General features: G+C 69.3%; 24 protein-coding genes and 1 pseudogene. 16 read left to right on the top strand and 9 right to left on the bottom strand.

The annotated features are described in order from the left end of the window. Window positions 1–123: 123 nt before the first annotated feature. A complete protein-coding gene (locus tag AMK27_RS36760; RefSeq protein ID WP_073918101.1) occupies window positions 124–642 on the top strand; it encodes a GNAT family N-acetyltransferase in 519 nt (172 codons plus the stop codon). Window positions 643–719: 77 nt separating this feature from the next. Here the strand turns inward: AMK27_RS36760 and AMK27_RS36755 are convergent, their stop codons facing one another. Continuing rightward, window positions 720–1,349 carry a TetR/AcrR family transcriptional regulator gene (locus AMK27_RS36755; RefSeq protein ID WP_073918099.1) on the bottom strand — a complete coding sequence of 210 codons (630 nt, stop codon included), beginning with the start codon at window positions 1,347–1,349 and terminating at the stop codon, window positions 720–722. 164 nt (window positions 1,350–1,513) lie between these two features. On the opposite strand from AMK27_RS36755, the gene AMK27_RS36750 reads away from it, so the two are divergent. From AMK27_RS36750 to AMK27_RS36740, 3 genes are read left to right on the top strand one after another with little or no spacing between them, the layout of a single operon-like run. Further along, the gene (locus tag AMK27_RS36750; RefSeq protein WP_079188731.1) at window positions 1,514–2,563 is read left to right on the top strand and encodes an ABC transporter permease; all 1,050 of its coding nucleotides are present in this window, start codon (window positions 1,514–1,516) and stop codon (window positions 2,561–2,563) included. Further along, window positions 2,560–3,417 (top strand): ABC transporter ATP-binding protein, encoded by an 858-nt coding sequence (locus AMK27_RS36745; RefSeq protein WP_079188730.1) that lies wholly within the window; start codon window positions 2,560–2,562, stop codon window positions 3,415–3,417. The genes AMK27_RS36750 and AMK27_RS36745 overlap by 4 nt, the downstream gene beginning before the upstream one ends. A 1-nt stretch (window position 3,418) precedes the next feature. Next, the gene (locus AMK27_RS36740) at window positions 3,419–4,279 is read left to right on the top strand and encodes an ABC transporter ATP-binding protein (protein ID WP_073918095.1); all 861 of its coding nucleotides are present in this window, start codon (window positions 3,419–3,421) and stop codon (window positions 4,277–4,279) included. Window positions 4,280–4,378: 99 nt separating this feature from the next. On the opposite strand, the gene AMK27_RS36735 is transcribed toward AMK27_RS36740, so the two are convergent. Further along, complete coding sequence (locus AMK27_RS36735) at window positions 4,379–5,077, bottom strand: hypothetical protein (protein ID WP_073918092.1); 699 nt, start codon at window positions 5,075–5,077, stop codon at window positions 4,379–4,381. A 302-nt stretch (window positions 5,078–5,379) separates the two neighbouring features. Here AMK27_RS36735 and AMK27_RS36730 point away from each other — a divergent pair, with 302 nt between their 5' ends. After that, a complete protein-coding gene (locus AMK27_RS36730) occupies window positions 5,380–6,846 on the top strand; it encodes a DUF2079 domain-containing protein (protein ID WP_079188729.1) in 1,467 nt (488 codons plus the stop codon). A gap of 96 nt (window positions 6,847–6,942) precedes the next feature. On the opposite strand, the gene AMK27_RS36725 is transcribed toward AMK27_RS36730, so the two are convergent. Together AMK27_RS36725 and AMK27_RS36720 are read right to left on the bottom strand one after the other, a co-directional pair. Next, a complete protein-coding gene (locus AMK27_RS36725) occupies window positions 6,943–7,491 on the bottom strand; it encodes a hypothetical protein (protein ID WP_143204911.1) in 549 nt (182 codons plus the stop codon). Between the two features lie 147 nt (window positions 7,492–7,638). Further along, entirely contained in the window at window positions 7,639–7,980 is a 342-nt protein-coding gene (locus AMK27_RS36720) for a hypothetical protein (protein ID WP_073918088.1), read from the bottom strand. Between the two features lie 337 nt (window positions 7,981–8,317). Between AMK27_RS36720 and AMK27_RS36715 the strand changes: the two genes are divergently transcribed. Continuing rightward, a complete protein-coding gene (locus AMK27_RS36715) occupies window positions 8,318–9,265 on the top strand; it encodes an SDR family oxidoreductase (protein WP_079188728.1) in 948 nt (315 codons plus the stop codon). A 31-nt stretch (window positions 9,266–9,296) separates the two neighbouring features. On the opposite strand, the gene AMK27_RS36710 is transcribed toward AMK27_RS36715, so the two are convergent. Beyond that, a complete protein-coding gene (locus AMK27_RS36710; RefSeq protein WP_079188727.1) occupies window positions 9,297–9,932 on the bottom strand; it encodes a TetR/AcrR family transcriptional regulator in 636 nt (211 codons plus the stop codon). Window positions 9,933–9,996: 64 nt separating this feature from the next. On the opposite strand from AMK27_RS36710, the gene AMK27_RS36705 reads away from it, so the two are divergent. Further along, window positions 9,997–11,415 carry an amidase gene (locus AMK27_RS36705; RefSeq protein ID WP_073918084.1) on the top strand — a complete coding sequence of 473 codons (1,419 nt, stop codon included), beginning with the start codon at window positions 9,997–9,999 and terminating at the stop codon, window positions 11,413–11,415. 109 nt (window positions 11,416–11,524) lie between these two features. On the opposite strand, the gene AMK27_RS36700 is transcribed toward AMK27_RS36705, so the two are convergent. Further along, the gene (locus AMK27_RS36700) at window positions 11,525–12,169 is read right to left on the bottom strand and encodes a hypothetical protein (protein ID WP_073918082.1); all 645 of its coding nucleotides are present in this window, start codon (window positions 12,167–12,169) and stop codon (window positions 11,525–11,527) included. A gap of 567 nt (window positions 12,170–12,736) precedes the next feature. Here AMK27_RS36700 and AMK27_RS36695 point away from each other — a divergent pair. Next, window positions 12,737–13,429: a hypothetical protein gene (locus AMK27_RS36695; protein ID WP_073918080.1), complete on the top strand. Its 693-nt coding sequence runs from the start codon at window positions 12,737–12,739 to the stop codon at window positions 13,427–13,429. 626 nt (window positions 13,430–14,055) lie between these two features. On the opposite strand, the gene AMK27_RS36685 is transcribed toward AMK27_RS36695, so the two are convergent. Both AMK27_RS36685 and AMK27_RS36680 read right to left on the bottom strand, forming a co-directional pair. Next, window positions 14,056–14,496 (bottom strand): ATP-binding protein, encoded by a 441-nt coding sequence (locus tag AMK27_RS36685; RefSeq protein WP_073918281.1) that lies wholly within the window; start codon window positions 14,494–14,496, stop codon window positions 14,056–14,058. 266 nt (window positions 14,497–14,762) lie between these two features. Further along, window positions 14,763–15,161 carry a DUF4232 domain-containing protein gene (locus AMK27_RS36680; RefSeq protein ID WP_158076947.1) on the bottom strand — a complete coding sequence of 133 codons (399 nt, stop codon included), beginning with the start codon at window positions 15,159–15,161 and terminating at the stop codon, window positions 14,763–14,765. A 699-nt stretch (window positions 15,162–15,860) separates the two neighbouring features. Between AMK27_RS36680 and AMK27_RS36675 the strand changes: the two genes are divergently transcribed. Further along, window positions 15,861–17,912 carry a neutral/alkaline ceramidase gene (locus AMK27_RS36675; protein ID WP_073918074.1) on the top strand — a complete coding sequence of 684 codons (2,052 nt, stop codon included), beginning with the start codon at window positions 15,861–15,863 and terminating at the stop codon, window positions 17,910–17,912. A gap of 82 nt (window positions 17,913–17,994) precedes the next feature. On the opposite strand, the gene AMK27_RS36670 is transcribed toward AMK27_RS36675, so the two are convergent. Continuing rightward, window positions 17,995–19,176, bottom strand: coding sequence for a D-alanyl-D-alanine carboxypeptidase family protein (locus tag AMK27_RS36670; RefSeq protein WP_073918072.1), 1,182 nt, complete (start codon window positions 19,174–19,176; stop codon window positions 17,995–17,997). Between the two features lie 665 nt (window positions 19,177–19,841). Between AMK27_RS36670 and AMK27_RS36665 the strand changes: the two are divergent. From AMK27_RS36665 to AMK27_RS36635, 7 genes and pseudogenes are all read left to right on the top strand, one after another. Beyond that, window positions 19,842–20,800: pseudogene (locus AMK27_RS36665) on the top strand (nucleoside hydrolase). A gap of 268 nt (window positions 20,801–21,068) precedes the next feature. Next, the gene (locus tag AMK27_RS36660; protein WP_073918070.1) at window positions 21,069–21,959 is read left to right on the top strand and encodes a DMT family transporter; all 891 of its coding nucleotides are present in this window, start codon (window positions 21,069–21,071) and stop codon (window positions 21,957–21,959) included. Window positions 21,960–22,154: 195 nt separating this feature from the next. Then, window positions 22,155–22,733: a hypothetical protein gene (locus AMK27_RS36655; RefSeq protein WP_073918068.1), complete on the top strand. Its 579-nt coding sequence runs from the start codon at window positions 22,155–22,157 to the stop codon at window positions 22,731–22,733. 116 nt (window positions 22,734–22,849) lie between these two features. Next, window positions 22,850–23,374 carry a SigE family RNA polymerase sigma factor gene (locus AMK27_RS36650; RefSeq protein ID WP_073918066.1) on the top strand — a complete coding sequence of 175 codons (525 nt, stop codon included), beginning with the start codon at window positions 22,850–22,852 and terminating at the stop codon, window positions 23,372–23,374. Then, the gene (locus AMK27_RS36645) at window positions 23,371–24,039 is read left to right on the top strand and encodes a hypothetical protein (protein WP_073918064.1); all 669 of its coding nucleotides are present in this window, start codon (window positions 23,371–23,373) and stop codon (window positions 24,037–24,039) included. The genes AMK27_RS36650 and AMK27_RS36645 overlap by 4 nt, the downstream gene beginning before the upstream one ends. 258 nt (window positions 24,040–24,297) lie before the next feature. Beyond that, entirely contained in the window at window positions 24,298–25,803 is a 1,506-nt protein-coding gene (locus AMK27_RS36640; RefSeq protein ID WP_241847715.1) for a transglycosylase domain-containing protein, read from the top strand. Between the two features lie 207 nt (window positions 25,804–26,010). Continuing rightward, entirely contained in the window at window positions 26,011–26,838 is an 828-nt protein-coding gene (locus AMK27_RS36635; RefSeq protein WP_143204908.1) for a hypothetical protein, read from the top strand. The last annotated feature ends 39 nt before the right edge of the window (window positions 26,839–26,877 follow it).

Here is a 26,877-nt window from a genome sequence, read left to right as displayed (position 1 = left end):
GGGAGATTGAGTATGCGTTGCCGTAGACCTCCCCAAGGGTTCCCCCTAGCGTCACAGACGCGGCGCCTGGCCCGACGGCCTGCACCCGACCGGCTCGGAACACTGCACAGGATGGACTGCGTCATGGAGCTTCGCCTCTTCACTCCGGAGCACGCCCGCGAGGTGGCCGACTGGCCCCTCTCAGCGGAGGAGAGCGCCCTGTGGTGCGGGCGACGCGAATCTCCGGTGGCCGAACTGACCGTCATCGGATGGCAGCGGCACAGTGACGTGAGCGCCTTCCTCCTCGTCGAGGAGGAGAAACCACTGGCATACGGCGAGCTGTGGTTCGACGAGGAGGAATCCGAGGTCGAGCTGGCGCGGCTCATCGTGGCGCCGGAACACCGGGGCAGGGGGATGGGCCGCGAACTTGCCCGACGGCTGCTCGCCCAGGCCGTCGGGGACGGAGCGGACAGCGTCTTCCTCAGGGTTCACCCGGACAACGACCGGGCGCTCAAGTGCTGGCTGAGCGCCGGTTTCGTGCCTGTGGAGTCCCGGCTCGCAGCCCAGTGGAACACCCGCCAGCCGGTCTACTACCTGTGGCTCAGGAACGCGCTGTCGCCGCTGAGGGCCGTGGACGTCGGCCAGGACGCGTCCGCAGCCTGACGCCGTCCGGTCTCCTTCTCGGGATCCCCTGCCGGCGCCGGCCGGATGCGTGCCGGACAGTGCGGCGGACAGGGCGTTCACGGAGCGGGCGGTCGGGGAAGCTCTCCGGTGAGGTAGTGCTGGATGGTGGGTCCGACGCAGGCGACCAGGTGCTCGGTGTCGGCGGCCACGAGAGGTGCGGCGCCGAGGATGTACCGGCCACCCGCGAGGCCGACGAGCTGAGTGACGGCGAGGGAGATCCGCAGTTCGGGTTGGTCCCGCCTCAGAGCGACGACGACGGGGCCGACCATCTCGTCCGTGAGGAATCGGCCCAGGGCGGCGGCGGCGTCCTGATCGGTGAAGATCGAGCGGATCATGGCCGTGGCGGGTGTCCGGAACGCGGGATCCGTCCATAGCTGGAGGTACAGCCGGGTGAGACGTTCACCCAGATCCGACGGGTCGTCGCGGACGAGCGAGGCGATTCGCTCACGTACGTGCAGGGGAAGGCGCAAAGCGGCGGCGAAGAGGTACCGCTTGCCGCCGAAGTAGTGGTTGACCAACGCGACGTTGACGCCGGCCTCGGCAGCGACGGCGCGGATGGTGGTCGACGCGTAGGTGCCTTCGGCGAAGAGCCGACGGGCCGCTTCGAGGATCCGGTCACGGGCCGGGCTCTGACCGGTTCGGCTGCCTGCCGGACGGCCGGGGCGGCGGCCGGATGGAGTGCTCATGGCCCCGAGCCTAGCGTTAATTAAACGCTTGTTGCATTTCTGTCATCGGCGTTTCTACGCTGCTCCTCTCTCCCCCCCCGTGTCCGGCGTCCCGGCGGGGGTTCTCCGGACATGACGCTCCTTGTACGGCGTCTCCTTGAAGGCGGTGGTGCCCCGTGTGGGCGATGATCCTCAAAGAGTTCCTGGAACTGCGGCGTGACAAGCGGACGATGGCGATGATCGTCGTCCTGCCCCTCGTGCTGCTCGTGGTCTTCGGATACGCGGCGAACTTCCACGTCGACGACGTGTCCACCTTCGTCTACGGACCGCATGCGGACGCGGTCGCGGCGCAGCTGCACGCCCCGTTCGTCGTGGACGGTGTCGATCCCGCCGGCACTGCCGCCCAGGCCGAGGAGGCGCTGCGCGGCCGGGAGGCCGGCGCGGTGGTGATGGCCACCGGGACGGGCACGGAGTCCACGGTCCTGATCGACGGCTCCGACCTGTTCGCGGCGCAGTCCGCAGCTGCCGCCGCTGCGGCCTCGGGCGGTCTGCTCACACCGGACGTACTGTTCAATCCCGACCTGCAGACCTCGTGGGTGATGGTGCCCGGCCTGGTCGGCATGATCATGGCGTTCATCGGAACGATCATCACCGCGATCGGTCTGGTCCGTGAGCGCCAGGCCGGCACCCTGGAGCAGCTGGCGGTGATGCCGTTCAAGGCGTCCGACGTGATCGGTGGCAAGATCGCGCCCTACTTCGTGCTGGCCTCTGTCGACATGGTGCTGGTGACGGTGCTGGGAAGCTTCCTTTTCGACGTTCCCTTCACCGGGAATGTGGCCGTACTCGCCCTGGGCGCGGGCCTGTTCCTCTTCACCGTGCTCGGAATCGGGGTGCTGATCTCCTCGGTGTCACAGAATCAGGGACAGGCCATGCAGATGGCGCTGCTGACCCTCATGCCGCAGATCCTTCTGTCGGGCATGATCTTCCCGCTCGACGCGATGGCCGCAGGTGTGAAGTGGATCGGCTATCTGTTCCCGCTGACCTACTTCAACATGATCTCCAACGGCGTGATGCTCCGCGACGCACCGCTGGACTCCCTCGCGATGCCCCTCGGTGTTCTGGCGGGCATGGCGATCCTCGTGTTCACGGCAGCCGTCCTGCGTTTCCGCCGTGACCTGGCACCCGCCGCCCCGAAGGCCGTACGCAGCCCCGCACCCACGGGGAGCGGACGATGACTCCCACCACCCGGGCCTCCGCCGACGTGCCGGCCGACGGCTGGGGAGCCTTCGGCGCCTCCGTCGTCTTCGACGGCACCACCGCTCTCGACGACGTCACCCTGACCGTGGTGCCCGGACAGGTCGCAGCCGTGGTCGGCGGGGACGGCGCGGGAAAGACCACCCTGTTGCGCACGCTGGTGCACAGGGTCGCCCTCACTGCCGGGCACGTCGACGCGCCCGCCGCCGCCACCTGCGGATTCATGCCCACCGGCGCTTCCGGAGTCTGGCAGGACCTCACCGTCGAGGAGAACATCTCCTTCGTCGCCGCCGCCCATCGCATGTCCGGTCCGAAGCTGGCACAGCGCCGCGACCAGCTCCTGAAGGCCGCCGCCCTCGACCGGGCCTGGAACCGGCAGGCCGGCGCGCTCTCGGGCGGCATGCGGCAGAAGCTGGCCTTCTGCCTGGCCGTCCTGCACACCCCGAGGCTGCTCGTCCTGGACGAGCCGAGCACGGGTGTCGACCCGGTCTCCCGGGTCGACCTGTGGCGCCTCGTCTCCCGCGCGGCCGCCGACGGCACCGCAGTCGTCATGGCCACCACCTACCTCGACGAGGCCGAACGGGCATCCACCTGCCTGGTCCTCGACAACGGCAGGACTCTCGCCTCCGGACCGCCGTCCGAGGTGCTCGCCCTGACTCCCGGCACCATCACCAGCGGGAACGCCCCCTCCGGCCCCCGCGCATCGTCCTGGCGCCGCGGACGCGCCACTCGGTCCTGGCATCCCGGGCCCGCCCGGCAGGGCGAGACCCCGGTCACGCCGGACATGGAGGACGCCGTCATCGCCCTCACCCTCGCCGCGCGGAAGAAGAACTGACATGACCGACGTCCTCATCAGCGCCGACGACGTCACCAAGCGCTTCGGTTCGTTCACCGCCGTGGACACCGTGCGCATGGCCGTCCGGCCCGGCGAGATCGTCGGGCTGCTGGGCGCCAACGGCGCGGGCAAGACCACTCTCATCCGCATGCTGCTGGGCCTGGAGGTCCCGACCGGCGGCGCCGTCACGGCCTTCGGGCGCACTCCGGACCGCACGACGCGCGGCCGGCTCGGATACGTCCCCCAGGGACTCGGTCTGTGGCAGACCCTCACGGTCGCGGAGAACATCTCCTTCGTCCGCGCTGCCTTTGGCGCTCCGCCGCTCGTCCTCGATCCCTCCCTGGCGGCGGTGGAGCACCGCCTCGTGGGGGAGATCGGCCTCGGCCTGCAGCGACAGCTGGCGTTCGCCCTCGCCCTGGCGCACGGGCCCGAACTCCTGGTCCTGGACGAACCCACCTCCGGTGTCGACCCCCTCTCCCGCGCCCGTCTGTGGGATGCCGTCCACGCACAGGCCGAGGGCGGGACGGGCGTCCTGGTCACCACGCACTACATGCAGGAAGCGCAGCAGTGCGACCGGCTCGTCCTCATGGCGCGCGGCCGGGTCGTCGCCGCCGGCACCGAAGCCGAGATCATCGGCTCCACCACCGCCTGCGAAGTGGACACACCGCGATGGGCCGACGCGTTCGCCGCACTCGACGCGGCCGAACTCCCCGTCACCCTGAACGGCACCCGCGTGCGGCTGGCCGACACCTCACCCGCCGTCGTCCGGTCCGCCCTCGAAGCGAGCGGCCTCACCGCCGACGTGCTGGAGGTCCCGGCCACACTGGAGGAGAAGATGACCATCATCGACGGGCAGGGCTAGGAAGGCGTGGTTCCCCGGTCGCGGCCCGGGGAACCACGGTCATGACGTGCAGCGGAGTCTCCGGCGGTCGGGCACGCTGCCGAGCGGCACGGGTGGCGCTCATCGCGCGCCGGACGACCGCCACGTGTTGTAGAGGGTCTCCCGGTCGATCCCCCGGAACCGCCGGGAGAGGTCCCGCTCGGTCACGTCCTGCGGATCCGGCTCGCTGATCTCGGCCGATCCACCGCTGAAGTCGGCGAACGTCACGACGTACTCTCCGTCCGCCGGTCCGACGAAGGTGACGCCGCCCCGGGCTCCCCATCTACTCGCGGCCGACCCCGCGTAGATCATCGGGAGTCGGTAGTCCCGGTACGTGTCGTAGTCCGGCAGGAATCCGTGCACCGTCAGTGCCGTGTCCTCGTCCTGCGCGAGGTACTCGACGATGCCACCGGCGACGCCCGAGGAGCTCAGGTGGTCGAGGAGGTCGCCGACCGTGGCGCCGCGCGGAAGTACGCCTGCCGTCAGGATCCGTACGGCCGGTTGTCCGTCGATGGTGAAGTACGCGGAGCACCCTGTGATCAGCTCCTCGTCCAGGGAGAAGTCGATCTCGTCCAGGTAGGCGAGCGCCCCGTCCAGGTGCGTCTGCCCGGCCACGCTCAGCTCACCGCCCAGGAGGTCGTCGTCGCCCAGGTCCAGCGAGGCGAATCCCGGCGCGTCCGCGAGGGAATCACGCTGTGTGGCCAATCCGGCGTCCGTCCAGCGGTCCCGGTCGGCCGCCGTGCGGAACTCGAGCCGCATGTGGAAGTAGATCCCGGTCAAGCGAGTGCCCTTCAAAGCGTCACGCCCACGTCCGGAGCGGGGCGTGGGACCGTCCCGAAGGTAGTCGGCTCCGTCGCCCAGGACTTGAGTAGGAGTTACTCACTCCCGTGTCTGTCCCGGTGCGACCGAGATCCCGCGACGGGACCTGCCTGCTCCTGCTTGAGCAGGAGCTACTCATGAGGTTTCCCCTGCGGTGCCATTGGCTGGTGAACGACGTGTGATCGCCAGTCGGCCCGGCTCATGAACGGACTCGTCCGTCAGTGGAACCCGAACGGTGTCGGCACCGACCCGCAGGAGAACCGATGAAGGATCTTCACTCGGAACTGTCCGCGGCCCAGAAGTTCTCCGCTCTCCTCGCCAGGGCCCGATCAGGAGCCGGTGCCGGCGCTTCTCGGGCGAACCTGCTGGCGCTGGGCCTGGCCGGCTTCTGCTTCGTCCTCTACACGGTGCTATCGGTCTCCCGTCACCGGCTCATGCTGACGACCGGATACGACCTGGGAATCTTCGAGCAGGCTGTGCGTTCCTACGCGCACGGCCGGCTTCCGGTGTCGGAGCTCAAAGGGCACGACTATCCCCTGCTCGGCGACCACTTCTCCCCGGTCACCGCGACCATCGCCCCCTTCTACCGGCTGTGGCCCTCGCCGTACACCCTGCTCGTGACCCAGGCGTTCCTGCTCGCCCTGGCAGTCGTCCCGCTGACCCGGTGGGCCTGCCGGGTGGTGGGAACGGCCGGAGCCGCCGTCGTCGGGCTGGGCTTCGGCCTCTCCTGGGGAATCGCGCAGACCGTCGGCTTCGACTTCCACGAGGTGTGCTTCGCGGTACCGCTGCTCGCCTTCGCCGTCGAAGCACTTGGCAACGAGCGATGGCGTGCGGCCGTCGCCTGGAGTCTGCCGCTCCTCCTGGTCAAGGAGGACCTGGGCCTGACCGTGGCCGCGGTCGGGACCTACATCGCCTTGCGCGGGCGTGCACGGCTGGGCATCGTCACCGCGGTCGCCGGCCTCGCCGGCACCGCGCTCACCATGCTCGTCGTCGTACCCGCGTTCAACCCGGACGGCGTGTTCGCCTACTTCGACAAGGTCCCCGACGGCTCGGCCTCGGGCGCGCCCGGTCTCCTCGCCCACTACACGCTGGGACTGGTGACGCCCGCGGTGAAGCAGCTCACGATGCTGATGCTCCTCGCGCCGACGGCCTTCCTGGCGCTTCGCTCGCCGCTGGTCCTCATCGCCGTACCCACCCTCGCGTGGCGGTTCGCCTCCGCCAACGAGGCTTACTGGGGGACCAAGTTCCACTACAGCGCGGTCCTGATGCCCGTGGCCTTCGGCGCCTTCGTCCACGCGCTGATGAAGGTGCGCGGACAGAAACGCGCCGCCAGGTGGCCGGATACGGTGTGCACCGGCCTCGTGGCGAGTGCTCTCTTCACCGTCCTCGCCCTGCCGCTGCACCCGTTCGCCCAGCTCGCGGGCACCGCCACGTGGACCCCGGGCGCACGTGTCGCCGTCGCCGAACGAGTGCTGGAGCTGATTCCTGACGGGAAAACAGTCTCCGCGTCCAACCGGTTCGTCCCTCAGCTGACACATCGGTGCACGGTCATGGTCCTCGGGCTGCCCCAGAACCAGGACGCACCGGAGTGGGTCGTCGCCGACACCGCCGAGCCGCAGGGCTGGCCCATCGGGAGGGACCAGGAAGTGGCCGAGGTGGCGCGCTTCCGGGAGAAGGGGTACGAGGTCGTGGCGGAGGAGGCCGGGGTCGTCCTGCTCCGCCGCCCGTAGGAAGGTGACGTCCTTCGAAGCCTTCGCCCGCGCTGCCGCTCGTCGGCGTCGGGCGGTTGTCCGCCCGACGCCGACAAGTCCGGGGGACAGCCGGGGTCAGAGAGGCGTCTTGGTGACCTTGAGGTCGTAGGCGAATGCCTCGCCGCACGTCAGCCGTGTGGTGTGATCGAGCACGCTGATCACCATGCGCGTCCTGAGCGGCTGGTGCGTTCCATCGGCGACGATGGTCCATCCGTTGTCCTCGTACACGTCGTGCACCGGGGTGGACGGGCCGCTCGGGGCGTACATGCCCACCACCCTCGCGACGCCGGCGGGTGACTCCTCGCCCCCGAGCCGTCGTACGGGTACCTCGGTGCGCACGGCACCGCCACGGAAGAGCCTGTCCGGCGTCGTGCCTCCTCCGAACTCGCCGTCGGGGCCCTCGACGTGCACCTCGGCGAAGGACCCGTGCAGGGAGTTGTCGTACAGGTCGACCGTGACCGACCGCTCCCCCGCCTTCCCGGAGCACGACATCACATGGCCCCGCTCGTACGTCACCACCGGAGCGTCAGCGCCGGCCCCCGGCGCGGCGTGCGCGACGGTCGGCACGCTCATGACCGCGGTGATGCAGAGCATCGCGGCGGCGCGGCTCCCACTGATTCTCATTCCAAGCCTTCCGGAGAATTTGATCGTCAAAGCTGTGTACGCCGACGATCACGAAGGCGCATGAGCATTTCCTGCTCACGTGGGGCCGAGGCACGGATCGTGATCTCGCGCAGGGTCACGGCGCTCCGTCCGTGACCCTGCGCAGGTTCACGGCGTTCCGGGCGCGCCGCCGTGCTGCAGCCACTGGGCTCCGTGGCGGCTCAGGGTGATCCAGTCGCCCTGCAGTCCGACGCCGAGGTCGTCGACCAGCGCCATGTGGTGACGGAGCCACGCCACGGATTCGCTGATCGCCCTCAGAGCCTGCGGGTGCCCCCGGTACGCCTGGCGGATCCCGCTGGCCCACCTCTTCAGACTCACCGTGGCCCTGCCGGACCTCGTCATGTCGAGAACGACGCTCCGGGCGAGAGCGTCGACGGGAAGGGCGGCGACCTGGGCGGGCGTGAGCGCGCGCAGCGGTGGTGTCGGCGTGCTCTGCTGCATCTGCGTCATGGTTCTCCCTCTCATCGTGACCGAGAGCCGGCAGGGACTCAGGCTCCCTATCCATGACGATTCGAGATAAAAGGGCATATGGGATGAGTAATCGCTACCCAGAATTCCAGCCCGCTCCTCTCGGCGCTCAGCCCCGCGCGACGGCCAGGCGGCGACTCCGGAGGCGCCGGACAGCCGAGTCGCCAGAGCGAACCTCAGAGTCTGGAAATCTTTCTACACTTCTGGGTACGGTTGTCGGCGGGCCACGGCGGGATCCGACTGCCACCGCACCGCACCGCGCCAGGCCAGTCCGTGCGCCGCCCCCCTCACCGGCGCCCCTACCTTTTCGGAGCCGTTCATGAGCACCGGCACACCGCGCCGGCGGAAGGCCGCGCCTTCCCCGGCCTCCCCTCCCGGGCCCCGCACGGTTCTGATCACCGGCGCCGCTCGCGGCATAGGTAGGGCCTGCGCGGCCCACCTGGCCGAGGAAGGCTGGCGGGTCTACGCGGGCGCCCGGCGCCCGGCGGATCTGGAGGATCTGACCCGCTTGTACCCGGACAGGATCGTCCCGGTCCTGCTGGACGTCACCCGTTCCACCCATCTCGACGCGCTCACGGACGTGCTCCCGGAACGCCTCGACGCCCTCGTCAACAACGCCGGAATCGTGGCCGACGGACCGGTGGAAGCCGTCACCCCGGAAGCCATTCGCCAGGTGTTCGAGGTCAACGTGATAGGCGCGACCCGCACCACCCAGGTCGTGCTCGACCGACTGCGCAGGTCAGGAGGGCGCGTGGTCTTCGTCTCCTCGGTGAGCGGCCGCGTGAACACTCCTTGGACAGGGGTCTACGGCGCCTCGAAATTCGCACTGGAAGGAATCGCGGACACGCTGCGCGTCGAACTTCGTCCCTGGCGCGTCCCCGTCGTCCTGGTCGAGCCGGGGCCGACGACCACCGACATGTGGAGAGGTGCCGGGGCGATGGTCGACGACACCGTTCACTCCATGGCCCCGCACCTACGGGAGTTGTACGAGGGCCACATTGCGGGAATCCGACGGTCCGTGACCACGATGCAGCGGTACACCGCACCCGTCTCCGCCGTCGTGAGCACCGTCGAACGGGCGCTCGTCGCCAGACGGCCCAAGGCCCGCTACCCCGTCGGGCTCTCGAACCGGGCGCTGCTCGCCGCCACGGCCCTGTCCTCCACCGCCCTGCGCGACCGCTTCCTCGCGGCGTTCGCCGGACAGCCCCGCTCCGCCAGAGGCCGGAGCGTCGGCGGGCCCGCCGGGGCATCAGGATCCGGAAGCTGACGGACCGACGAGCCGAACGGCCGGTGTCGGATCAGGAACCGGGGTCCCGGCCTGCGAGTTCTAGGGCGAGATCGACATGTCCGGCTTCCAGCAGCCCTCCGAGGAAGAGCGCGCGGACGCCGCGCAGCAGCGCCTCCGAGTCCACCAGGTCGGGCGCCGCGAGGCTGTGCAGCATGTACCCGTGGATCAGGGCCAGGAAGGCCCCGGTGTCCGCTTCCTCGTCGCTGAGACCTGCCGTGGCCGCGGCCGCGGCCACGACGCCCCGGCCCATGTCGAGGGCCTCGACGACGACATGCCGCAGTTCCGGAGCCCGGGCAGCGTGCAGCATGGCCTCGACGAGGGCCATGGCCTCGACGCGGGGCAGCGAGCCCGCCGCTGCGGCGAAGGCGGCGGCGACCTCGTCGGGGCCGCTGTCCTGCTGCTTGAGGTGCTCGGCAAGCCCTCCCATGGTTTCCGCGTCGGCCGCGATCCGCGTCCGCAGCGCCTCCACGGCCAGCTCGTCGATGGAGTCGAAGAAGTAGCCGACGGTCGCCAGGGGCAGCCCGGCCCGTTCCGTCACCGCGCGGTGCGTCACGCCTGCCATCCCCTTCTCGGCGGTCACCTCGACGGCGGCCTGCATCAGGGCGGCACGCCGCCGCTGCGCGTTCTCCCCATGGCGTCGCTTCATGGAGCCATCCTAAAGTCTGTAAGAAGTTCTAGACTTCTGCTCACCCGGCTCCTAGCGTGAGGCCATGAGCAAGCCGACCCGCGTTCATGCCTTCACCGACGACGCCCTTGCCGACCACGATGCCGTCGCTCTCGCCGCCCTGATCCGCAGCGGAGAACTCGGCCTGCGAGAAGTCGAGACCGCGGCTATCGAACGCATCCGTCGTGTCGACCCGCTGCTGGCCACCACCGCGTACACGGCATTCGAACGGCCTCTCCGTTCCGGCCGCTCCGAAGCCCCGCTCCACGGCGTGCCGACGATGGTGAAGGACAACACCGACGTCGACGGGATGCCGACCAACTACGGCACCGACGCCTTCCACGCCGCACCCGTCCACCGGACCGGCCGGTACGCCCAGCAACTCATGGGCACCGGCCTGACCGTGCTGGGCAAGAGCCGCACACCGGAGTTCGGGTTCAACGCCACGAGCGAGTTCCGCAGCGCGCCCCCGATCCGCAACCCCTGGAACACGACACGTTCCATCGGCGCCTCGTCCGGCGGGGCGGCGGCGCTGGTGGCCACGGGCGCCTTGCCGATCGCTCACGCCAACGACGGCGGCGGCTCCATCCGCATCCCCGCCGCCGCGGCCGGACTGATCGGCCTCAAACCCAGCCGGGGCCGGCACCGCGACGGCGAGCTCGCGCGCACCATGCCCATCAACATCGTCTCGGAAGGTGTCCTGACACGGACGGTCCGCGACACCGCGGCGTACGTGGCCGCGGCCGAGCTGTACTGGCGCAATCCTCGACTCGCTCCCATCGGCCTGGTCGAAGGACCGGCACGAAGGCGGCTGCGCGTAGGTCTCCTCATGGAGTCGGTGGCCGACGCGCCCGTCGACGCGCAGACCCGGGCCGCCGTGGAGCGGACCGCGCGCCTCCTGGAGGCTCAGGGCCACACCGTCGAGCCCATCGCGATGCCGGCGGCCCACGACTTCGGCACGGACTTCGTCACCTACTGGACGATGCTCGCCGGGGTGGTCGGGGGAATGGGGAAGATCATGTTCGACCGCTCCTTCGACACCACGCTGCTCGACGGTTTGACCAGCGGGCTCCGCTGGCAGTTCCTCCGCGGAGGGTGGATCAAGGCCCCGGGGGCGCTACGGCGGTTGCGTCGCGCCGCCCACACCTATGCCAAGGTGTTCGACCACCACGAACTGCTCCTCTCCCCCGTCCTGGCACACGTGCCACCACCACTCGGTCACCTGGGCCCCGAAGTCGCGTACGACGAGCTCCTCCACCGGCTCCAGCGATACGCCGCCTTCACCCCGCTGCAGAACGTCGCGGGGACACCGGCCCTCTCGCTCCCCATGGGCATGGCGGACGAGGGCGTGCCGATCGGCGTCCAGCTCGCCGCCGCACACGGCGACGAACGTACCCTTCTGGAAGTCGCCTTCGCCTTGGAGGAAGAAACCGTCTGGCCCACGCTCCGCCCGGCGGTGCTGTAGGAGGGCTGGGGTCTGACGGGACTTCTCGTGGCAGGGAGCCCTCGCGCCGGGGCGGCGCGAGGGCACACTGAGGCGAAAGTTTCCGCGCTGGCGCATGCGTCCTCGGCGGTCAGTACACCACCCGGCTGGTGTACATGCGGAAGTTCACTTTGCACCAGCCGGCGTCAGCCGAGTTCGCCACGGTGTACGCGCCGTTGAGCGTCTTCATCTCCTCCGCCGCGTAGGTGTGCTGGAACGCGGCATTGCACATGAGGTCGTCGTCGGACAGGCTGTCGTAGTCGTAGAACTTGGCGGCCGTGTTGATCGACTGACCGGGCTTCACCCGGATCTCGATCTCGCGGTTGTTCTTCTTCCAGGTGCCGTCGCAGGCGGTCTTCGTGCAGGAGCGCGTCGCCGTCTTGGTGAAGTCGAACAGCCTGACGTCGTCCACGTACCGATGACACATGCCGGCGACCGCGTCGTCGTTCCAGACCATGGCGTTGCCCGAGGGGCAGCCGTCCGCGTCCGCAGTACCGATCTCGAGCCCCGGCCTGACCGTGGTCGACGCGCTGTTGTCGGCGGTCAGCTTGCCGTACACCTCGACGCAGTTGTACTCGCTGATGCCGCACTCGTCGCTGTCGAATTCGACGGTGTCGTAGACCACCTTCACCACGAACTCCGTGGGCTGCGCCGCATGCGCACTCCCGGGAAACAGCGCAATGCCGCCGATCAGTGCCGCGGCCACGGCGGACGTCCCGCGCGCGAAGTTCTTCATCTCGGTCCCTCCCTGAGAATCCGACCGGGTCCGTCTCCAGATCCACTGGAGATCTCCCAACCGCTGTGCGTCGCATCCTCACGGAACGGCAACGCACCAGCTTCAGTAGGGGCTACTCAACTGGTGCTGGAGCTCAAGAACGCCTCCGCGCACGTGGACGTCGAATCCAGCGCTCGGCAGCCGACCGCATTCTGGTCGGTTCTTCTCGCATGCATCAACCTTGCCTTTAATCAAGGGAGTTGAAGAGAGCGGAGTGAGTAGCGGCTACTGATGGACCACCGCTCGACCGCACCCAGGATTGCACTCGGAATCAGGTCTCCGGCCGTTGCCGTACACCGCAGGGAGACCGGAGTCATGTCGACTCCCTTCTCCACCATCCGCGATGCCGCCTCCTGCGCATTGCCGTCCCCGCCTACGCGTACAACGTCTGTGAATGTCCTTCGCTGACGCGCGAGGGCTTTCTCGGTGTTCGTCGAAGAGAGAACCACCGGAGCAGAGATCGACGGGTGAGGATGCCGCACTGCCGCACGTCAAGCGCTCGCGGAACGTCTATGGATATGAGGGCCCATGAAGAAGAACCCGCTCGCTCTCGCGTGCATGTCCGCGCTGGCCGGACTGAGCCTCATCGGCTCCGCCGATCTCGCGGCCGCGCAGACCCAGGACGCCGGCGACGCGAGGACCCGCCTCGCCATCCAGCACGCGGTGGCCGGGAAGGCCGACGCCGCCGATCTGAAGATCATCGGCGGCAACGCGTATCTGGCGGCGTCCGTGCCGGTCGAGACCGTCGCCGGAAAGCCGACCGTCACGACGCTCACGACCCAGCCCGCGAAGAAGACGTCCCTCGCGGCGACGTACAACCAGGTGTGCAAGGCGGTCGATTACCCGCTCACCAACATCAGTTACCTGGGCGAGAAGATCTACACCTGGCACCACAAGTTCTCGTGGTGCACGGCGAACACGCAGTCCGGGGCCGAGTGGACCCGGCAGATCTCGGTCTCGCCCTACGACCGCTACGACTACTTCACCGACAAGACCTCCGTCGTCTACCCCCAGGGCATGGTGACCGACGCCGTCTCGGCACCGGTGGGAGGCTTCATCGGGATGAACACGAACGGCTACCTGTCGCCGCACTACTCGCACATGGCGCGCGGGGTCAACCTGTGCTTCGCCCAGTACGCCTGCTACGCGAGCAATCTGCCGCAGAGCAAGATGACCATCGGACGTGACACCGTCACGGTCGCCTACGCCTCCCCCCTGTAGGGCTGTCGTCCGGGCACCGGCCGCGCCGGGGGCCCGACGCGTCCCTGCCCGACCCCTCGGACAGCACGGAGGACCGGTCGGGCTCCCGGATCCGGGAGCCCGACCGGTCCTCGTCGTCCGCCTTCACCCGACGGCGGACAACGGCGTCAGGTCGTAGGCCAGGCGACAGGAATGGCAAGCGTAGAAGCTTCCGGCCGCTAAGGCACCGCTCCCCTGCTCGATGACGTCGATGAGGCGGACATTGTGCATGTATCCCTGATGCCATGCGCACCAGCCAAACCTGCCGGATGCCTGAGATTCAGCTGAAGAGACCGATTGAGAGGTGTCCATCACGACTCCAGAGAGGTGAGATATTTCTCTGTCCAGATTCGATCACCCGACACCTCCAGGCATGAGCGATTCCTACTCTCTCGGCTCATGAATAGGCGCGACGGGCACGCTCGGAGGAGGTTCACTTCTCACGCGACACAGAGCGTATCCCGGGTGGCATATTCAAAACGCCGAAAACCGTTTCCGGAAAGGATTCTGCGCCTTGGCGGGGCGGGACATGGCAGTCGTCCACCGTTCCCACAGGGCCCCTCCGGTCGGATCCCGGCGAGACCTTCGGCCCCGCCGCGCGACCGCTGCTAGCACGCGTCCGGGCCGACCGTGAGACGTGCCCAGTGGGTGACGGCGACGACATGGCTCAAGGTGCCCCGGGCATCGGCCAGCGCTTCGACGATGTACAGGCCACGCCCGTGCTCGTCCTCGGCCCGGGCCTCCGTCCGAGAATCGGAGCCGCCTTCCCTAGCGGGGCCTCCGTCGGTGACACCGACCCAGACCGACCACCCGTGGTGCTGGAGGCACAGACTGAGGACCACGGGAGGCTCGGCGTGTGTCACGGCATTGGTGACAAGTTCCGAGGTCACCAGCAGCACCGCGTCGGCCGTCGCCGCGTCCACGTGCCATTCGTTCAGCACCATCTCAGCGATGTGGCGGGCCACGGCAGGCGCCTCCGGGGTGTGAGAGAGGGGCTTGCGGGCCCAGTCACCGCGCTCCGGGCGGGAGTATCCGTCACCGTCGGCCAGAGCTTCCGGACCGCCAGGGGCTGGCGGCGCGGACGCCGTTCCGGGAGAGTCGGGGCCGGAGCCGAATTTCGTGGTCGTGGCCTCCTGGGGGATGACGTACATCGCGGTCCCTTCCCATGTGTGACGACCCGGTGGGCTGGCTCCTTCCACCCAAGAGCAATCGCCCATACCAGACATGGGTGAACAAACCCCAAGAAACACCCCCTAGATTGCCGATGGCTCGGTGAACGGCCTGGTCCGGGGGCCGGCGGCCCGCTTTCTGATCCTCACCACGAAGCGGCGAACCATCCGGAGACCTCGGCCGAGCGGACGGTGAGCCCCGGGCGAACGGTCACCCATGTCGGCTGGTCGTCAGGGGCGAGAGCGACCGAGACCCTCGTGCTCTGTCCACGCCGCCCGGGCGAGGCGACCGCAGGGAAGACGATGCCCGCGAAGGCGCGCTGCGAGGGGGCGAGCACGACGGCCTCTCCCTGGACACCTGACGGGATAGCGGCCTCGGCCACCTCGTCGAACCGCACGGTCGGATGGGTCGCGGGAAGACGGCAGGGGCGCTCGCCGGTGTTGACCGCGACCAGGATCACGCGCCGGAGCGCCTCGGCCACCGTCCGCATCTCGAAACGGATCTGGCCGGTCCCACAGGGGGCCGTGCCGTCCGCAAGGGTCACCCCGCCCCCGGGTCCGGCCGCGCCCCCCGGGCCGGACGATGCCTCCATGCCGTCTGTCACCGGGTCCGGCCGACGTGGCTCCCCTCCGCGTCTGTCGACGTCCATGCCCACGGAGACGCAGGTCAGAGCCACTGAGGTGAGCAGAAGCGGCACAGTGCACCTGCAGGACAGGTCACTCCACAGTCGCAAGACGGGCCTCCTCGATCTGGCAATTACCGTTCACGGATCCCGCGACCCTAGCCCTGCGAAATAGAAGAAGACTGAGTAATTCCTACCGACCTGATTTTCTTCACGTTCTGCGCACGAGCTGCCTGTTTCACCACAGGACGGCAGCATCCCGGGTACGAATTGAGGTATAGCTTCGGACATACCAGGTGACATCAACACAGCGCGGAGCCCTTTCACAGGGAATCGCTTCAGGTGACGCGGGCCGTGGGTGCGAGTCGGCCCTTGCGCCGCCCGTGAAGCGCCGGTAGCAATAGCCAGCACGTCCCGGGGAAACATTCCAAGAGGATGCAGGCGGTCCCGTGCCACAGCTTCATTTGTTTCCGCCCACCGCAGTCCGTGGTCGAGGGCCAGGATTCCGTCCACGCGGGCAGCACGGCCGGAGCCGGAGGTGTGCCGGACACCTGGGCAAGGACGATTTCCCGAATACGTCGACCGCGGTCGGTCCCCCGTACCGCGCCGAAGGAGCTGTGGATGTCCGCACGAAGGAGCACGCAAAGCCGCCGGACGGTCATGAAGGCGGGAGCCGTCGGCGCTCTCGGTCTGGCAGGCGCCGTGGCGTTGGAGGGCTCTCCGGCCACGGCCGCCGCCGACGGCTATCTGGTGGGCCGGGGCATCGCCGACGCCACCGGCGAAGTCGCGGAAGTCGGCATGATGGGGTACGGCCGGATCGACCAACAGGCCGCCGGACTCCACACGAGGCTCCGGGCCCGCGCCTTCGTCGTGGTCGCCCCAAGGAGCGACCGCAGGGTCCTGCTCGTCGTCGTGGACTGCGCCATGATCTTCGAGAGCGTCCGGCAGAAGGTCGTGAAGCGCCTCGTCCAGAAGTACGGGAGGCTCTACCACGACGGCAACGTGCTGATCACCGCCACGCACAGCCACTCGGGACCCGGTGGGTACGCGCACCACCTGCTCTACAACCTGACGACGCTCGGGTTCCATCGGAAGACCTTCGACGCCATGGTCGAGGGAATCGTGGAAGCCGTGCGGCAGGCGCATGACGACACCGCTCCCTCCGACCTGGTGCTCAGCCACGGCCGCCTGACGGGCGCCAGCATCAACCGGTCGCGGGCCGCCTTCGACCGCAACCCCGAGGCCGACCGCCGGCACTTTCCGAACGCCGTCGATCCGCAGTCCACCCTGCTGCGGATCGAGCGGCACGGGCGACCGGTGGGCGCGGTCAACTGGTTCCCGGTGCACGGCACGAGCATGTCGGGAGAGAACCGGCTGATCAGCGGCGACAACAAGGGGTTCGCGGCGTACCACTGGGAGCACGAGGTGCACGACGTCGCCTACCGCTCCCCCGACACTCCTGACTTCGTGGCGGCGTTCGCCCAGACGAACAGCGGTGACATGTCACCGAACCTCGACCTGAAGCCCCCCACCACGCCCCAGGACTTCGCGAACACTCAGGCTTCCGGCCTCCGCCAGTACGAGGCGGCTGCGGCTCAGCTGCACCGGCCGGGCACCCGGCTGACGGGAGTCGTGGACAGCCGTCTGGTCTACATCGATCTCTCCAGGATGACCGTGCGGCCCGAGTTCACCGGTGACGGGCGGGTGCACCGGACCTCCAAGCCGTGCATCGGCGCCTCCATGGCTGCGGGCAGCGTCGAGGACGGTCCCGCCTTCCCCGGGCTGGAGGAGGGCGAGAACTCCTTCTGGGACACGGTCTCGGATTCCCTGATCTACGAAGCGTCACCCGACCTCGAAGCCGCCCAGTCCCCGAAGGACATCCTCGCCCCCATCGGCGAGGCGAACCGCCTCTACCCCTGGGTCCAGGAACGGGTGCCGGTGATGCTGGTCCGCATCGGGCGGCTCTACCTGATCGGCATCCCGGGCGAGGTGACCGTCTGCGCAGGGCTGCGGTTGCGGCGCACGGTGGCTTCCGTCGTGGGCGCGGAGGTGGAGGACGTCCTGGTCGCCGGGTACGCCAACGCCTACTTCCACTACCTGACCACACCCGAGGAGTACGACGCCCAGCATTATGAAGGCGGCAGCACGCTCTTCGGGCGCTGGCAGCTCCCGGCCCTCCAGCAGACCGCACACGAGCTGGCCGTGTCACTGCGGGACGGCACCCCCCTGCCCATGGGCCCGCCGTCACCGGATCTCTCGGGCGAGGTCCTGTCGATGCAGCTGGGCGTGGTGGTCGACGTTCCGCAGTTCTTCACGTCGTTCGGGGACATCCTGGTGCGCCCCCGTGAGAGCTACCGGGCCGGGGAGCGGGTCGAGGTCGTCTTCGCCGGCGCCCACCCGAGCAACGACCTCCGTCGGGGCCGCACCTATCTGGAAGTGCAGCGTCGGGAGGCTACCGGCACCTGGCGGACCGTCGCCGACGACGGCGACTGGGCCACGCGCTTCCACTGGGAGCGCGAGGGCCTCGCCGCTTCCCGGGTCACGATCACCTGGGACATCTGGCGGGGCATCGCCCCAGGGCTCTACCGCATCGTCTATCACGGCGATTCCAAGAGTGTGACCGGCACCGTCACGCCTTTCGACGGCACCTCGCCGGCCTTCTCCGTCCGGTGACGCCGCACCGGGATCCGGGGGCCCGCCCCCCGGATCCCGGGTCCATCTGTCACAGGTCCACCTGCGGGTCACTGGACCGCGCTCACCACAGGCGCAGCAGCCGCTTCAGCAGACCGGGCTCTTCCATGGTCCCGCGCAGCGCCAAGGGCACAGAGGTGCTGCCCGTTCCCTCACCGGCGACGGCCTTTCCCACCAGGGTTCCGTCGGGCGCGGAGCGGGGCAGCGCGACGGCGCCCGTCAGTCCGATCCGGGTCCGCAGACCCGCCCAACCCGATCCCTTCAGCTCGTCGACCGCGACGACCGGGGCACGGCCGCCCAACCCGTCGTGCACGTATCCCACGACCTCCCCTTCCTCGATCACGGTCTCGGAGCGGATGGCGCTCCGCGCCGCCCGGATGAGCGTCGCGCTGTCGTCGATCGCCTTCTGAAGCTTCTGGTGGAGGGTGCCTCCCGAGCGGATTCCGAAGACCGCCCCGACGATGCGGTGGCTTCTTCCGTCGACCACGGTGCGCGCCGACCAGAGCAGGTTGCCCCCCGCCGGGGTGGAGGATCCCGTCTTGACACCGTCCACACCAGGTTCGAGCAGGGCACGGTTGTTGTTGTAGATCGTTCCCGTCACACCTGGGACTTCGATCTGCGGCGTGTCGACGATCTCCTGGAGCACGGGGCTCCGAAGGGCAGCCTTCGCCAGCTTCAGCTGGTCGAGCGAGGTGGAGACGGTCGCCGGATCCAGTCCGCTGGGATCGGTGTACGTGCTCTCCGTCATGCCCAGTTCCCGGGCCGCGTCGTTCATCTTCCGCACGAACGCGTCCTCGGACCCGGCATCCCAACGCGCCAGCAGTCGGGCGACGTTGTTGCCCGACGGGATCATGAGAAGCTGCAACAGCTGCTTCTCGGTGAAGGTCTGCCCCGCCGTCAGGGGCACCGTCGACTCGTCCGCCGCGTGGGACTGCTCCTCGGCCCGTCGGTCCACCTCGATGCGCGCACCCTCCTCGTCGCCCTCGACGGGGTGCTCCCGGAGGATCACGTAGGCGGTCATGGTCTTCGCCACGCTGGCGATCGGCCGGGGTCGTCCCTCGCCCCGGACTCCCATGACCCCGATGCCTTCCACGTCGACGGCCGCTTGTCCTTCGCCCGGCCAGGGGAGTTCAGGTGCACCGCCGGCGAAGGTGTGCCCGGTGTCGTACGTGGGGATGAACTCGTTCTGCGGCAGCGGGCGGACCGCCTGGACCGTGACGAGCGCGCCGAGGAGTAGGAGGGTCATCCCGCCCGCCCGGCGCCGCAGCCTTGCGGCGCGCCTCGGCGGCATCCGCCGTCGGGGGGCGGGTTTGGGATCCGTCACGGCTTCCGGGGGTCGGGAAGCGGAGGAGAAGGGCTCGCCGTCAGCGGTCCCAGGGCTCGCCGGGGTGGTGGGGGGATTGTGCTGCACCGTGTATGTCTTCCGTCGGGTCCCGTCCTACGGGAACGATGTGTCAAGCCGCGCCCGGCGCACGACGTGACCTCGGGAAGGTGCGGCGCACCGTGGGGATGCGACGCCCGACGGGTCCCCGTACCGGATTCCGCTCCTGAGCCCGTCCTGTGGAAGAACGTCTCGGGTCAGGGCGGGACCGACCTGGGCGGCGGCTCACCGTGAGCGGACCGGGGAAGCGCCGTGCCGCTCTCGTGCACCCCCTGAACGCGAGCCGCACGAACACAACGGTGGCGGTGGGTTTCCCGGCTCTGGGGGGGAAGAACGAGAAACCCATCGCGCCCCGGGACACTCACTCGTGTGTCCGGAAACATTGAAAGTCACGCATGGGTGGCGCATCACGAGTATTGGCTACTCAAGAATCCGAGGACGTGCCGTCCCTGTCTCCGTCGGCCTCTATCGTCGGTGCGGGATATGCGAATCCCGTGCGGAAACGAAGGAGACTTCTGGTGGCCAGCGGGATGACCCCCATCCCCATCATCATGGATTGCGACACGGGTCTCGACGACGCCTTGGTCTGTTGTTCGCCGTGCGGCATCCGGGTCTGGATCTCAGAGCGGTCACGTGCGTGGCGGGCAACGCGGACGTCGACGACGTGGTCCGCAATACCCTGCAGGTCCTGGACGCTGCAGGCGCGCCCGCCATCCCCGTCGCGCGGGGCGCCGTTCGGCCGCTGATCGAACCGGCCCGTCCGGCCCTGCACGTGCACGGCGCCGACGGAATGGGCGAACTGGGGTTGCCCGCACCCCGGCGTCGCGCGGCAGCGGAGAACGCGGTGGCGGTCCTGCGCCGCGAGATCCTCTCCTCCCCGCGCCCCGTCACCCTGGTCCCCACCGCACCCCTGACCAATATCGCCCTGCTGCTGCGCACACACCCCGAGGTGACCCGGAACATCGAGCGGATCGTCTTCATGGGTGGTGCGGTGTCCACCGGAAACGCGACCCCCGTTGCCGAGTTCAATGTGTGGCACGACCCCGAGGCGGCTGCGGTCCTCCTCACGGCCGGAGTGCCCATCACGATGTACAGCCTGGACGTGTTCATGCGTGTCCTCGTTCCGGGTGACGAGGTGCGGCGTCTGCGGACGAGCTGGGAGCCCGGGACGTGGCTGGCGGGCGAGTTGCTGTCGCGTCTGCCGTTCGACGGCCCGGAGGCCGACGGTCCGGCCGCCGGCGGACTGGGCGACGCCGGAGCGGTCTGTGCCGTCGCCGATCCGGCCGGACTCGTCACCCGTGCGCTCCCCGTCAGCGTGGCCCTGGCGCCGGGCCGCACCCGTGGTCAGACGATCGTCGACCGCCGTAGGGCCCCGCGCTCGTACGGCGCCGCGCGGAACGCGGAGAGCCACCCCCTCGTGGACGTGGCCCTGAAGGTCGACGCGGAGCGCTACGTCGGGCTGTTCCTCGACAGTGTGCGACAGGGCTGACAGGCGCTCACCGTGGTGTCTCTGTGAGGAATCCCATTTCCTCACGAGGCTTCCGCCGGATGGTGTTCTCCGGCCTTCCGGACGATTCCGCGAACGGCTCAGGAAAAGGGCGTCACTCCCCCGTCCTGCCCTCCGGAAGTCACGGCTAAGTAGCAATTGCCTACCTTCCCGCGAAGAACTCGCGTCACCATGACACCTGCCGCCGTTCCTCCTTCTCCCGAACGCCCCGGCCCCACCGTCCCGTACTTCTCCCCTGCGGAGTTCCGCCATGAGCGACACTCTCGTCTCCGTCACCTCCGCCGTGGCCTCGACCCTCTGCTACGCCCTCGCGGCGATCAGCCAGGAAAAAGCAGCGGCCCGCACGGACGCGACGGAGGAACAACTCAGCGCCCTCCGCCGCGCCGTCAGGGCCGGATCGCTGTGGCGTGGTGTGGCGCTGAACTCTCTGGGGGGCGTGCTCCACGTCGTCGCCCTGCGGTTCGGCTCACTGACCATGGTGCAGCTCATCGGCACCCTGACGTTGGTCCTCGTCCTCCCCCTGCGTGCCCTGCTGGGCGGCGAAGCGATCCGGCCCGCCGAACGGCGGGGCGCGGCCCTGACGTCGATCGGCCTCGTCGGGCTGTTCCTCACCACGGAACCCGCCCCTGTCGTCGAGACGCTGACCCGGCCCGAACTCCGTCTGGTCATCGGCCTCTGCCTGTTCTCGATCGTGGCGCTGACCCTGGCGGCACCCTCCCGGAAGGGGGGCGCCTTCCGTTACGCCGCGGCTTCGGGAATCGCCTTCGCGGGGGCGTCCGTCCTCAGTCAGACGCTGGCCGTCGACCTCACGGACCGGCAGAACCTCCCCGGGTTCTACATCTTGGTGAGCATCGCCGCCACCGCCCTCCTCTCCGTGGCGGGCCTCGTGCTCATCCAGGCCGCCTATCGCAGCGGCGGGCTGGGGGTTCCGCTGGCCGTTCAGACGATCACCAACCCCACGGTCGCCGCCGCCGTCGGTCTGCTGCTGCTGGGAGAGCACTTCCGCGGCCGTCTCCTGGGGCTCCTGTGCGCACTCGTCGCCGGTGCCGTGGTCACACGGGGCATCCTGCTCCTGTCTCGGCACTCGGAGAGCACGGCGGTGGCCCCCTCGCCGACCTGCGCCGATCCCGCGCGCCTGTGACAGGAGTGTGCCGAACGGCCGGAGGCGGGCGGGCGGACGGACGGGCCACGATCACGGGTCACCGCCCGACAGCCCGTCCGCGCCGCCGCGGAAAAGATCGGGATCCGTGTCATCCAGATGCTGGGTAAAGCGGGTTTAGGTGGATGAAGAGGCGCCCTTCACCCTGATCGATCCCATCCGCAAGGAGTTTCGTCCATGACCCGGATCAAGAAGTACACGGCGGCCATCGCCCTCGCGGCCGCGGTGGTGGGGGTGCCGACGATGGCGCACGCTTTCGTTTCGGCCGGCCAGGCGACCGTGTCCGCCGACCAGGCGGCGTCGGTGTCGCCGGAGGCTTCCAAGGCTTCGGCGCGGGTGGTGGCGCCGGGTGAGCGGGTGCAGGCAGCCCCCAAGGTGTCGCTCTGGCTCACCAAGGACGGCAAGCACTGGTCCACCCCCACCCAGGCCGACCAGTTCCGCAGCGTCACCGACGGCAACCTCGACATGAGCCGCCCCGGAGTCAGCCTCCAGACCGAACCCGTCGACGACGCGTACCTTCTCTCCGGCGTCTTCCACGGCAAGGGCGACGCCACCACCGTCCGCATCGTCACCGACAACGGAACCGTCCACGGCAACGTCGTCAGCCTCGCCGGCCACCCCGGCTGGGGCGCCTGGTACGCCACCAGCCCCCTCCCCACCGGCACCAAAAACAACGACGGCAAGCACAACCTCGTCAAGAGCGTCACCGTCCTCGACGCCGCCGGCCACACCATCGCCACCCTCACCCTCCCCTGACCACACCCGGTGCGGGGACCCGCCCTGAACCCCGCACCGCCCCGGGACGGGGTCCGCACGTCCGGACCCCGTCCCGCCTCGACGACCACATCCATCTTCCGGGGGAACGACCCGCAGTGACGGACGACAGCCGTGTCGCGTTCGCCGAGTTTGCCGCGGCGGCCTGGCCCCGTCTGGTGCGCACGGCGCACATGCTGACCGGCGACTTCCACGAGGCCGAGGATCTGGTGCAGACCACCCTGGCCAAGGCGTACGCCCGCTGGTCGCGCATCCCCGCCGACGAGGCGTTCGCCTACTTCCGCAGAGCGCTGATAAACAACAACATCAACCGTGTCCGCAGGAAGCGCGTGGCCCACCTGCTCATGCCCTTCCTCCCCGAGATGGTGCACCGTACGCACGGCGGCCACGCCGAGGCCATGGAGGAACGGGCGGCCCTCACCACAGCACTCGGTGCGCTGCCGGACCGCCAGCGCACCGTGATGGTGCTGCGCTACTTCGAGGACATGAGCGACCAGGAGATCGCCACGGCGTTGAACTGCTCGCTGGGCACGGTCAAGACCCACGCCCGCCGGGGGCTCGCGGCCCTGCGCGACCATCCCGCCCTCGCTTCCGACGTCCTCCCCACCGGAGCCCGCAGATGAGTCCCCAGCCCGACAGCGTGCAGCTCCGCCGGATCTTCACCGAGGCCGCCAGACACATCACACCCTCTCCCGTACCGCTGGCCGCAATCGAGAAGGCGGGCCGACGACGGCGGAGACGCCGCACTACCGTGCTCTCCTCCGTCTGTGGACTGCTGCTGGTCACCTGTGCGGCGACCGCCGTCCGCTTCGCCTCCCCGGTACCGGAGACGATCGGGCAGCCCGCCTCACCGGCGGCTTCGGCGCGGGTGGTGGCGCCGGGTGAGCGGGTGCAGGCAGCCCCCAAGGTGTCGCTCTGGCTCACCAAGGACGGCAAGCACTGGTCCACCCCCACCCAGGCCGACCAGTTCCGCAGCGTCACCGACGGCAACCTCGACATGAGCCGCCCCGGAGTCAACCTCCAGACCGAGCCCGCCGACGACACCTACTTCCTCTCCGGCGTCTTCCACGGCAAGGGCGACGCCACCACCGTCCGCATCGTCACCGACAAGAGAACCGTCCACGGCAACGTCGTCAGCCTCGCCGGCCACCCCGGCTGGGGCGCCTGGTACGCCACCAGCCCCCTCCCCACCGGCACCAAAAACAACGACGGCAAGCACAACTTCGTCAAGAGCGTCACCGTCCTCGACGCCGCCGGCCACACCATCGCCACCCTCACCCTCCCCTGACCACACCCGGTGCGGGGACCCGCCCTGCCGGAGACGGGCAGCCCCCGGCACCGCCCGTCTCCGGGTAGCGGTGCCCGCCGTCCCGGGCGGGGCGCCCGGTCCCCGCTCTCCCTTCCACCGAGAGTCCCGATGCCGAAGTTCCCCCTCCCGTTCCCGCTACGACCACATCGCCGGCGAAGTCATCGTCGTGCGCGCGCGCAAGCGGTTCCTCCGGGCAGGCGCAAGCGGCGATGGCTGCGTCGGACGGCCTGGCTCCTGGTGACACTAACCACGGGCGTGTGCGGGGCGGTCTCGGGCGCGTACGCCATGGTGGACATCCCGGCCCCGCACCCGGAAGCGGTGGTGCAGAGCACGGTCTTCCTCGACGACCGCGGGGACTACGTGGGACGCCGGGGCCCGGTGGACCGGCAGGAAGTGCCGTTGTCACGCGTGCCCCGGCATGTACAGGAAGCCGTGATCGCCGCGGAGAACCGCTCGTTCCGCACCGATTCGGGCATCGCACCCAGCTCCATCGCCCGCGCGGCGTGGGCAGGGGTGAGCGGCGGCGCTCGGCAGGGGGGCTCCACCATCACCCAGCAGTACGTCAAGAACGCCCTGCTCACCCCCGAGCAGTCCTTCTCCCGGAAGGCCCGGGAGGCGATGATCGCCGTCAAGATGGACCGGACCCGCTCCAAGGACGAGATCCTCGAGGGCTATCTGAACACCGTGTACTTCGGCCGCGGTGCGGCCGGAATCGAGTCCGCCGCCCGTAACTATTTCGGAGTGAGCGCCGACCGGCTCAGTCTCGAAGAAGGAGCGGCCCTCGCCGCCATCATCAATCTCCCCTCGTACTACGAGCGGGCCGGAGGCGACAGGGACGTCACCACCACGCTCCGGCGACGATGGGCCTGGGTACTGGACGGCATGGTGCTCAACGGCACCCTGACGGCTGCGGAGCGGGCCGGGGCGGTGTTCCCGGCGTTCCGCTTCTACCCGTCGGGCAAGACGGAGGGCCAGCGACAGTACCTGCTGGACGTGGCGGCGGCCGAAGCCGCCGACCGGTTACACATCAGTCCGGAGGAACTCGCCCGCGGCGGCTACCGGGTGCACACCACTTTCGACCTCGCGCTGCAGGACCGCGCGACCCAGGCCGTCCAGGCCAGGAGCATCGACTCCGGCCCCGCGCGGCGGGCGCCGGTCAAGGCCCGGCTCCACACGTCGGTCGTCGGGGTCGTCCCGGGTGACGGGGCGATCCGTGCGCTGTACGGCGGCTCCGACTACGCCCGCCAGCCCTTCAACGACGCGCTCAGCGGCGCCGTTGAGACCGGTACGGTCCTCGACGCCCTCTCCGTCGGCCTGTCGCGACCACCGCTGGACGCCCTGCGCCGCAAGCCGACAGCCACCCCCGTCGAGGTGACCGCCGCCTACGCCGCTGAGGCCGCCGGCGGCCGGTACACCACTCCGTACACGATCGCCAGGATCACGCGGGGTGGAAAGACCCTCTACCAGGCACGTCCGGCCCCGGCGAGGGAGTCCGGCGGTGGGGAAGCGCCCGTCGACGGCCCCGTCGCGACGCACACCGGCGGTGCCGGTGACCGCACGGCCTGGTCGACCAGCTGGGCGGACGAACTCGCTCTCGGAGTAGCCCTGTTCGCCGAGGAGCCGCCCGCGCGGGGGCGCCCGGCGGCCGCCGCACGGCTCACCCCTGTTGTGGGTGAGGATCCCCGGGCGATGGTCACTCGGTTGGCGGCCGACATCCGACCCGCCGAGACGCCCCGCCGCTGAACCCGGTAGCACCGCGCGACAGGCACGCGCCCATCTTTGTACACGAGCGTATGCCGCTTTAACTATCAGTTCGGACAACTTGCCCTACAGAAAGGGAAAGTCGGAGCACTGCCTACTCACGTGCGCCAGACTCTTTCCCGCCAGAATCGAGCCCTCACCGAAGCGCACGGTTCCGGAAGCGCCGGTGTCTCACCAGGGAGGGAACTCATGACAATGCGTGGCATATCGGCGCGCAAGGCCGCCACCCATCTGGCGTTGCTGGCCATCGCCGCCACCGGGGCGGTGCTCACGGCGGCTCCGGCCCAGGCCGTCGGAACCCCGTTGTGCATATCCGGTGCCAGCGACAACGGAAGTTCCTGGTCGTACAACGTGTGCGGCATGCCGGACATCGACCAGCGCCGGGCCGGGCTGCCGGAGAACGGGGCGAACTACTGTGCGCCCACGGCCGCGCTGAATCAGATGTTCTACCTGGACAAGCACGGCTACCCCAACCTGCTGGCGGGGGACTTCGACCCGACGGCGAACGACCCGGTGAACTACAACGAGGTGACGGCCAAGCTGAGCCGCATGGGGAACCTCGCCGAGACCGACCCTTCCGGTGGGACCAGCCACCAGCACACGGTCGACGGCATCAATGACCTGATCGAGTCGAAGGGCTACGAAGACCAGCTCGAGGCGGACTACATCGAGCTCGACGACGAGGACAACGTGAGCCGGCTCATGGTCGAACTCACCCGGGGCGGACGGGACGTCATGAACGCCTCCGTCGGGTTCTACGACGCGGAGGGCGACCGGGTCGGCGGCCATGCGCTCACCGTCGTGGGGGTTCGTGGCGACAGCGGGAACCACCACTCGGTCACGTTCCACAATCCCGCCAACGACGCCGATCTGTACACCCAGTCGGCCACCGCCTCGGTCACCTATGCCTTGGGCAGCGACAACGGCGACGGCCCCAAGGTCGTCGGCTACGGGGGCGGGGGCAGCGGCACGACCGCCCGCCTCGAAGGCGTCACCGTCATCACCACCGCCCCCTGACCGCGTCCGCACGCCCGAGAACCGCCGGCCCGGACTTCG

Origin of the sequence: Streptomyces sp. CB02009 (assembly GCF_001905825.1) — a bacterium.
Taxonomy (GTDB): Bacteria; Actinomycetota; Actinomycetes; order Streptomycetales; family Streptomycetaceae; genus Streptomyces.
This window is presented reverse-complemented; position numbering and strand designations above follow the sequence as displayed.

Excerpts from the sequence above, each read along its gene's own strand:
- AMK27_RS36745 (WP_079188730.1), top strand. The coding sequence starts at position 2,560 with ATGACTCCCACCACCCGGGCCTCCGCCGACGTGCCGGCCGACGGCTGG.
- AMK27_RS36660 (WP_073918070.1), top strand. The coding sequence starts at position 21,069 with ATGAGCGACACTCTCGTCTCCGTCACCTCCGCCGTGGCCTCGACCCTC.
- AMK27_RS36720 (WP_073918088.1), bottom strand. The coding sequence starts at position 7,980 with ATGACGCAGATGCAGCAGAGCACGCCGACACCACCGCTGCGCGCGCTC.
- AMK27_RS36725 (WP_143204911.1), bottom strand. The coding sequence starts at position 7,491 with ATGAGAATCAGTGGGAGCCGCGCCGCCGCGATGCTCTGCATCACCGCG.
- AMK27_RS36715 (WP_079188728.1), top strand. The coding sequence starts at position 8,318 with ATGAGCACCGGCACACCGCGCCGGCGGAAGGCCGCGCCTTCCCCGGCC.
- AMK27_RS36705 (WP_073918084.1), top strand. The coding sequence starts at position 9,997 with ATGAGCAAGCCGACCCGCGTTCATGCCTTCACCGACGACGCCCTTGCC.
- AMK27_RS36730 (WP_079188729.1), top strand. The coding sequence starts at position 5,380 with ATGAAGGATCTTCACTCGGAACTGTCCGCGGCCCAGAAGTTCTCCGCT.
- AMK27_RS36760 (WP_073918101.1), top strand. The coding sequence starts at position 124 with ATGGAGCTTCGCCTCTTCACTCCGGAGCACGCCCGCGAGGTGGCCGAC.
- AMK27_RS36750 (WP_079188731.1), top strand. The coding sequence starts at position 1,514 with ATGATCCTCAAAGAGTTCCTGGAACTGCGGCGTGACAAGCGGACGATG.
- AMK27_RS36670 (WP_073918072.1), bottom strand. The coding sequence starts at position 19,176 with ATGACCCTCCTACTCCTCGGCGCGCTCGTCACGGTCCAGGCGGTCCGC.
- AMK27_RS36710 (WP_079188727.1), bottom strand. The coding sequence starts at position 9,932 with ATGAAGCGACGCCATGGGGAGAACGCGCAGCGGCGGCGTGCCGCCCTG.
- AMK27_RS36695 (WP_073918080.1), top strand. The coding sequence starts at position 12,737 with ATGAAGAAGAACCCGCTCGCTCTCGCGTGCATGTCCGCGCTGGCCGGA.
- AMK27_RS36645 (WP_073918064.1), top strand. The coding sequence starts at position 23,371 with ATGAGTCCCCAGCCCGACAGCGTGCAGCTCCGCCGGATCTTCACCGAG.
- AMK27_RS36755 (WP_073918099.1), bottom strand. The coding sequence starts at position 1,349 with ATGAGCACTCCATCCGGCCGCCGCCCCGGCCGTCCGGCAGGCAGCCGA.
- AMK27_RS36740 (WP_073918095.1), top strand. The coding sequence starts at position 3,419 with ATGACCGACGTCCTCATCAGCGCCGACGACGTCACCAAGCGCTTCGGT.
- AMK27_RS36655 (WP_073918068.1), top strand. The coding sequence starts at position 22,155 with ATGACCCGGATCAAGAAGTACACGGCGGCCATCGCCCTCGCGGCCGCG.
- AMK27_RS36675 (WP_073918074.1), top strand. The coding sequence starts at position 15,861 with ATGTCCGCACGAAGGAGCACGCAAAGCCGCCGGACGGTCATGAAGGCG.
- AMK27_RS36700 (WP_073918082.1), bottom strand. The coding sequence starts at position 12,169 with ATGAAGAACTTCGCGCGCGGGACGTCCGCCGTGGCCGCGGCACTGATC.
- AMK27_RS36635 (WP_143204908.1), top strand. The coding sequence starts at position 26,011 with ATGACAATGCGTGGCATATCGGCGCGCAAGGCCGCCACCCATCTGGCG.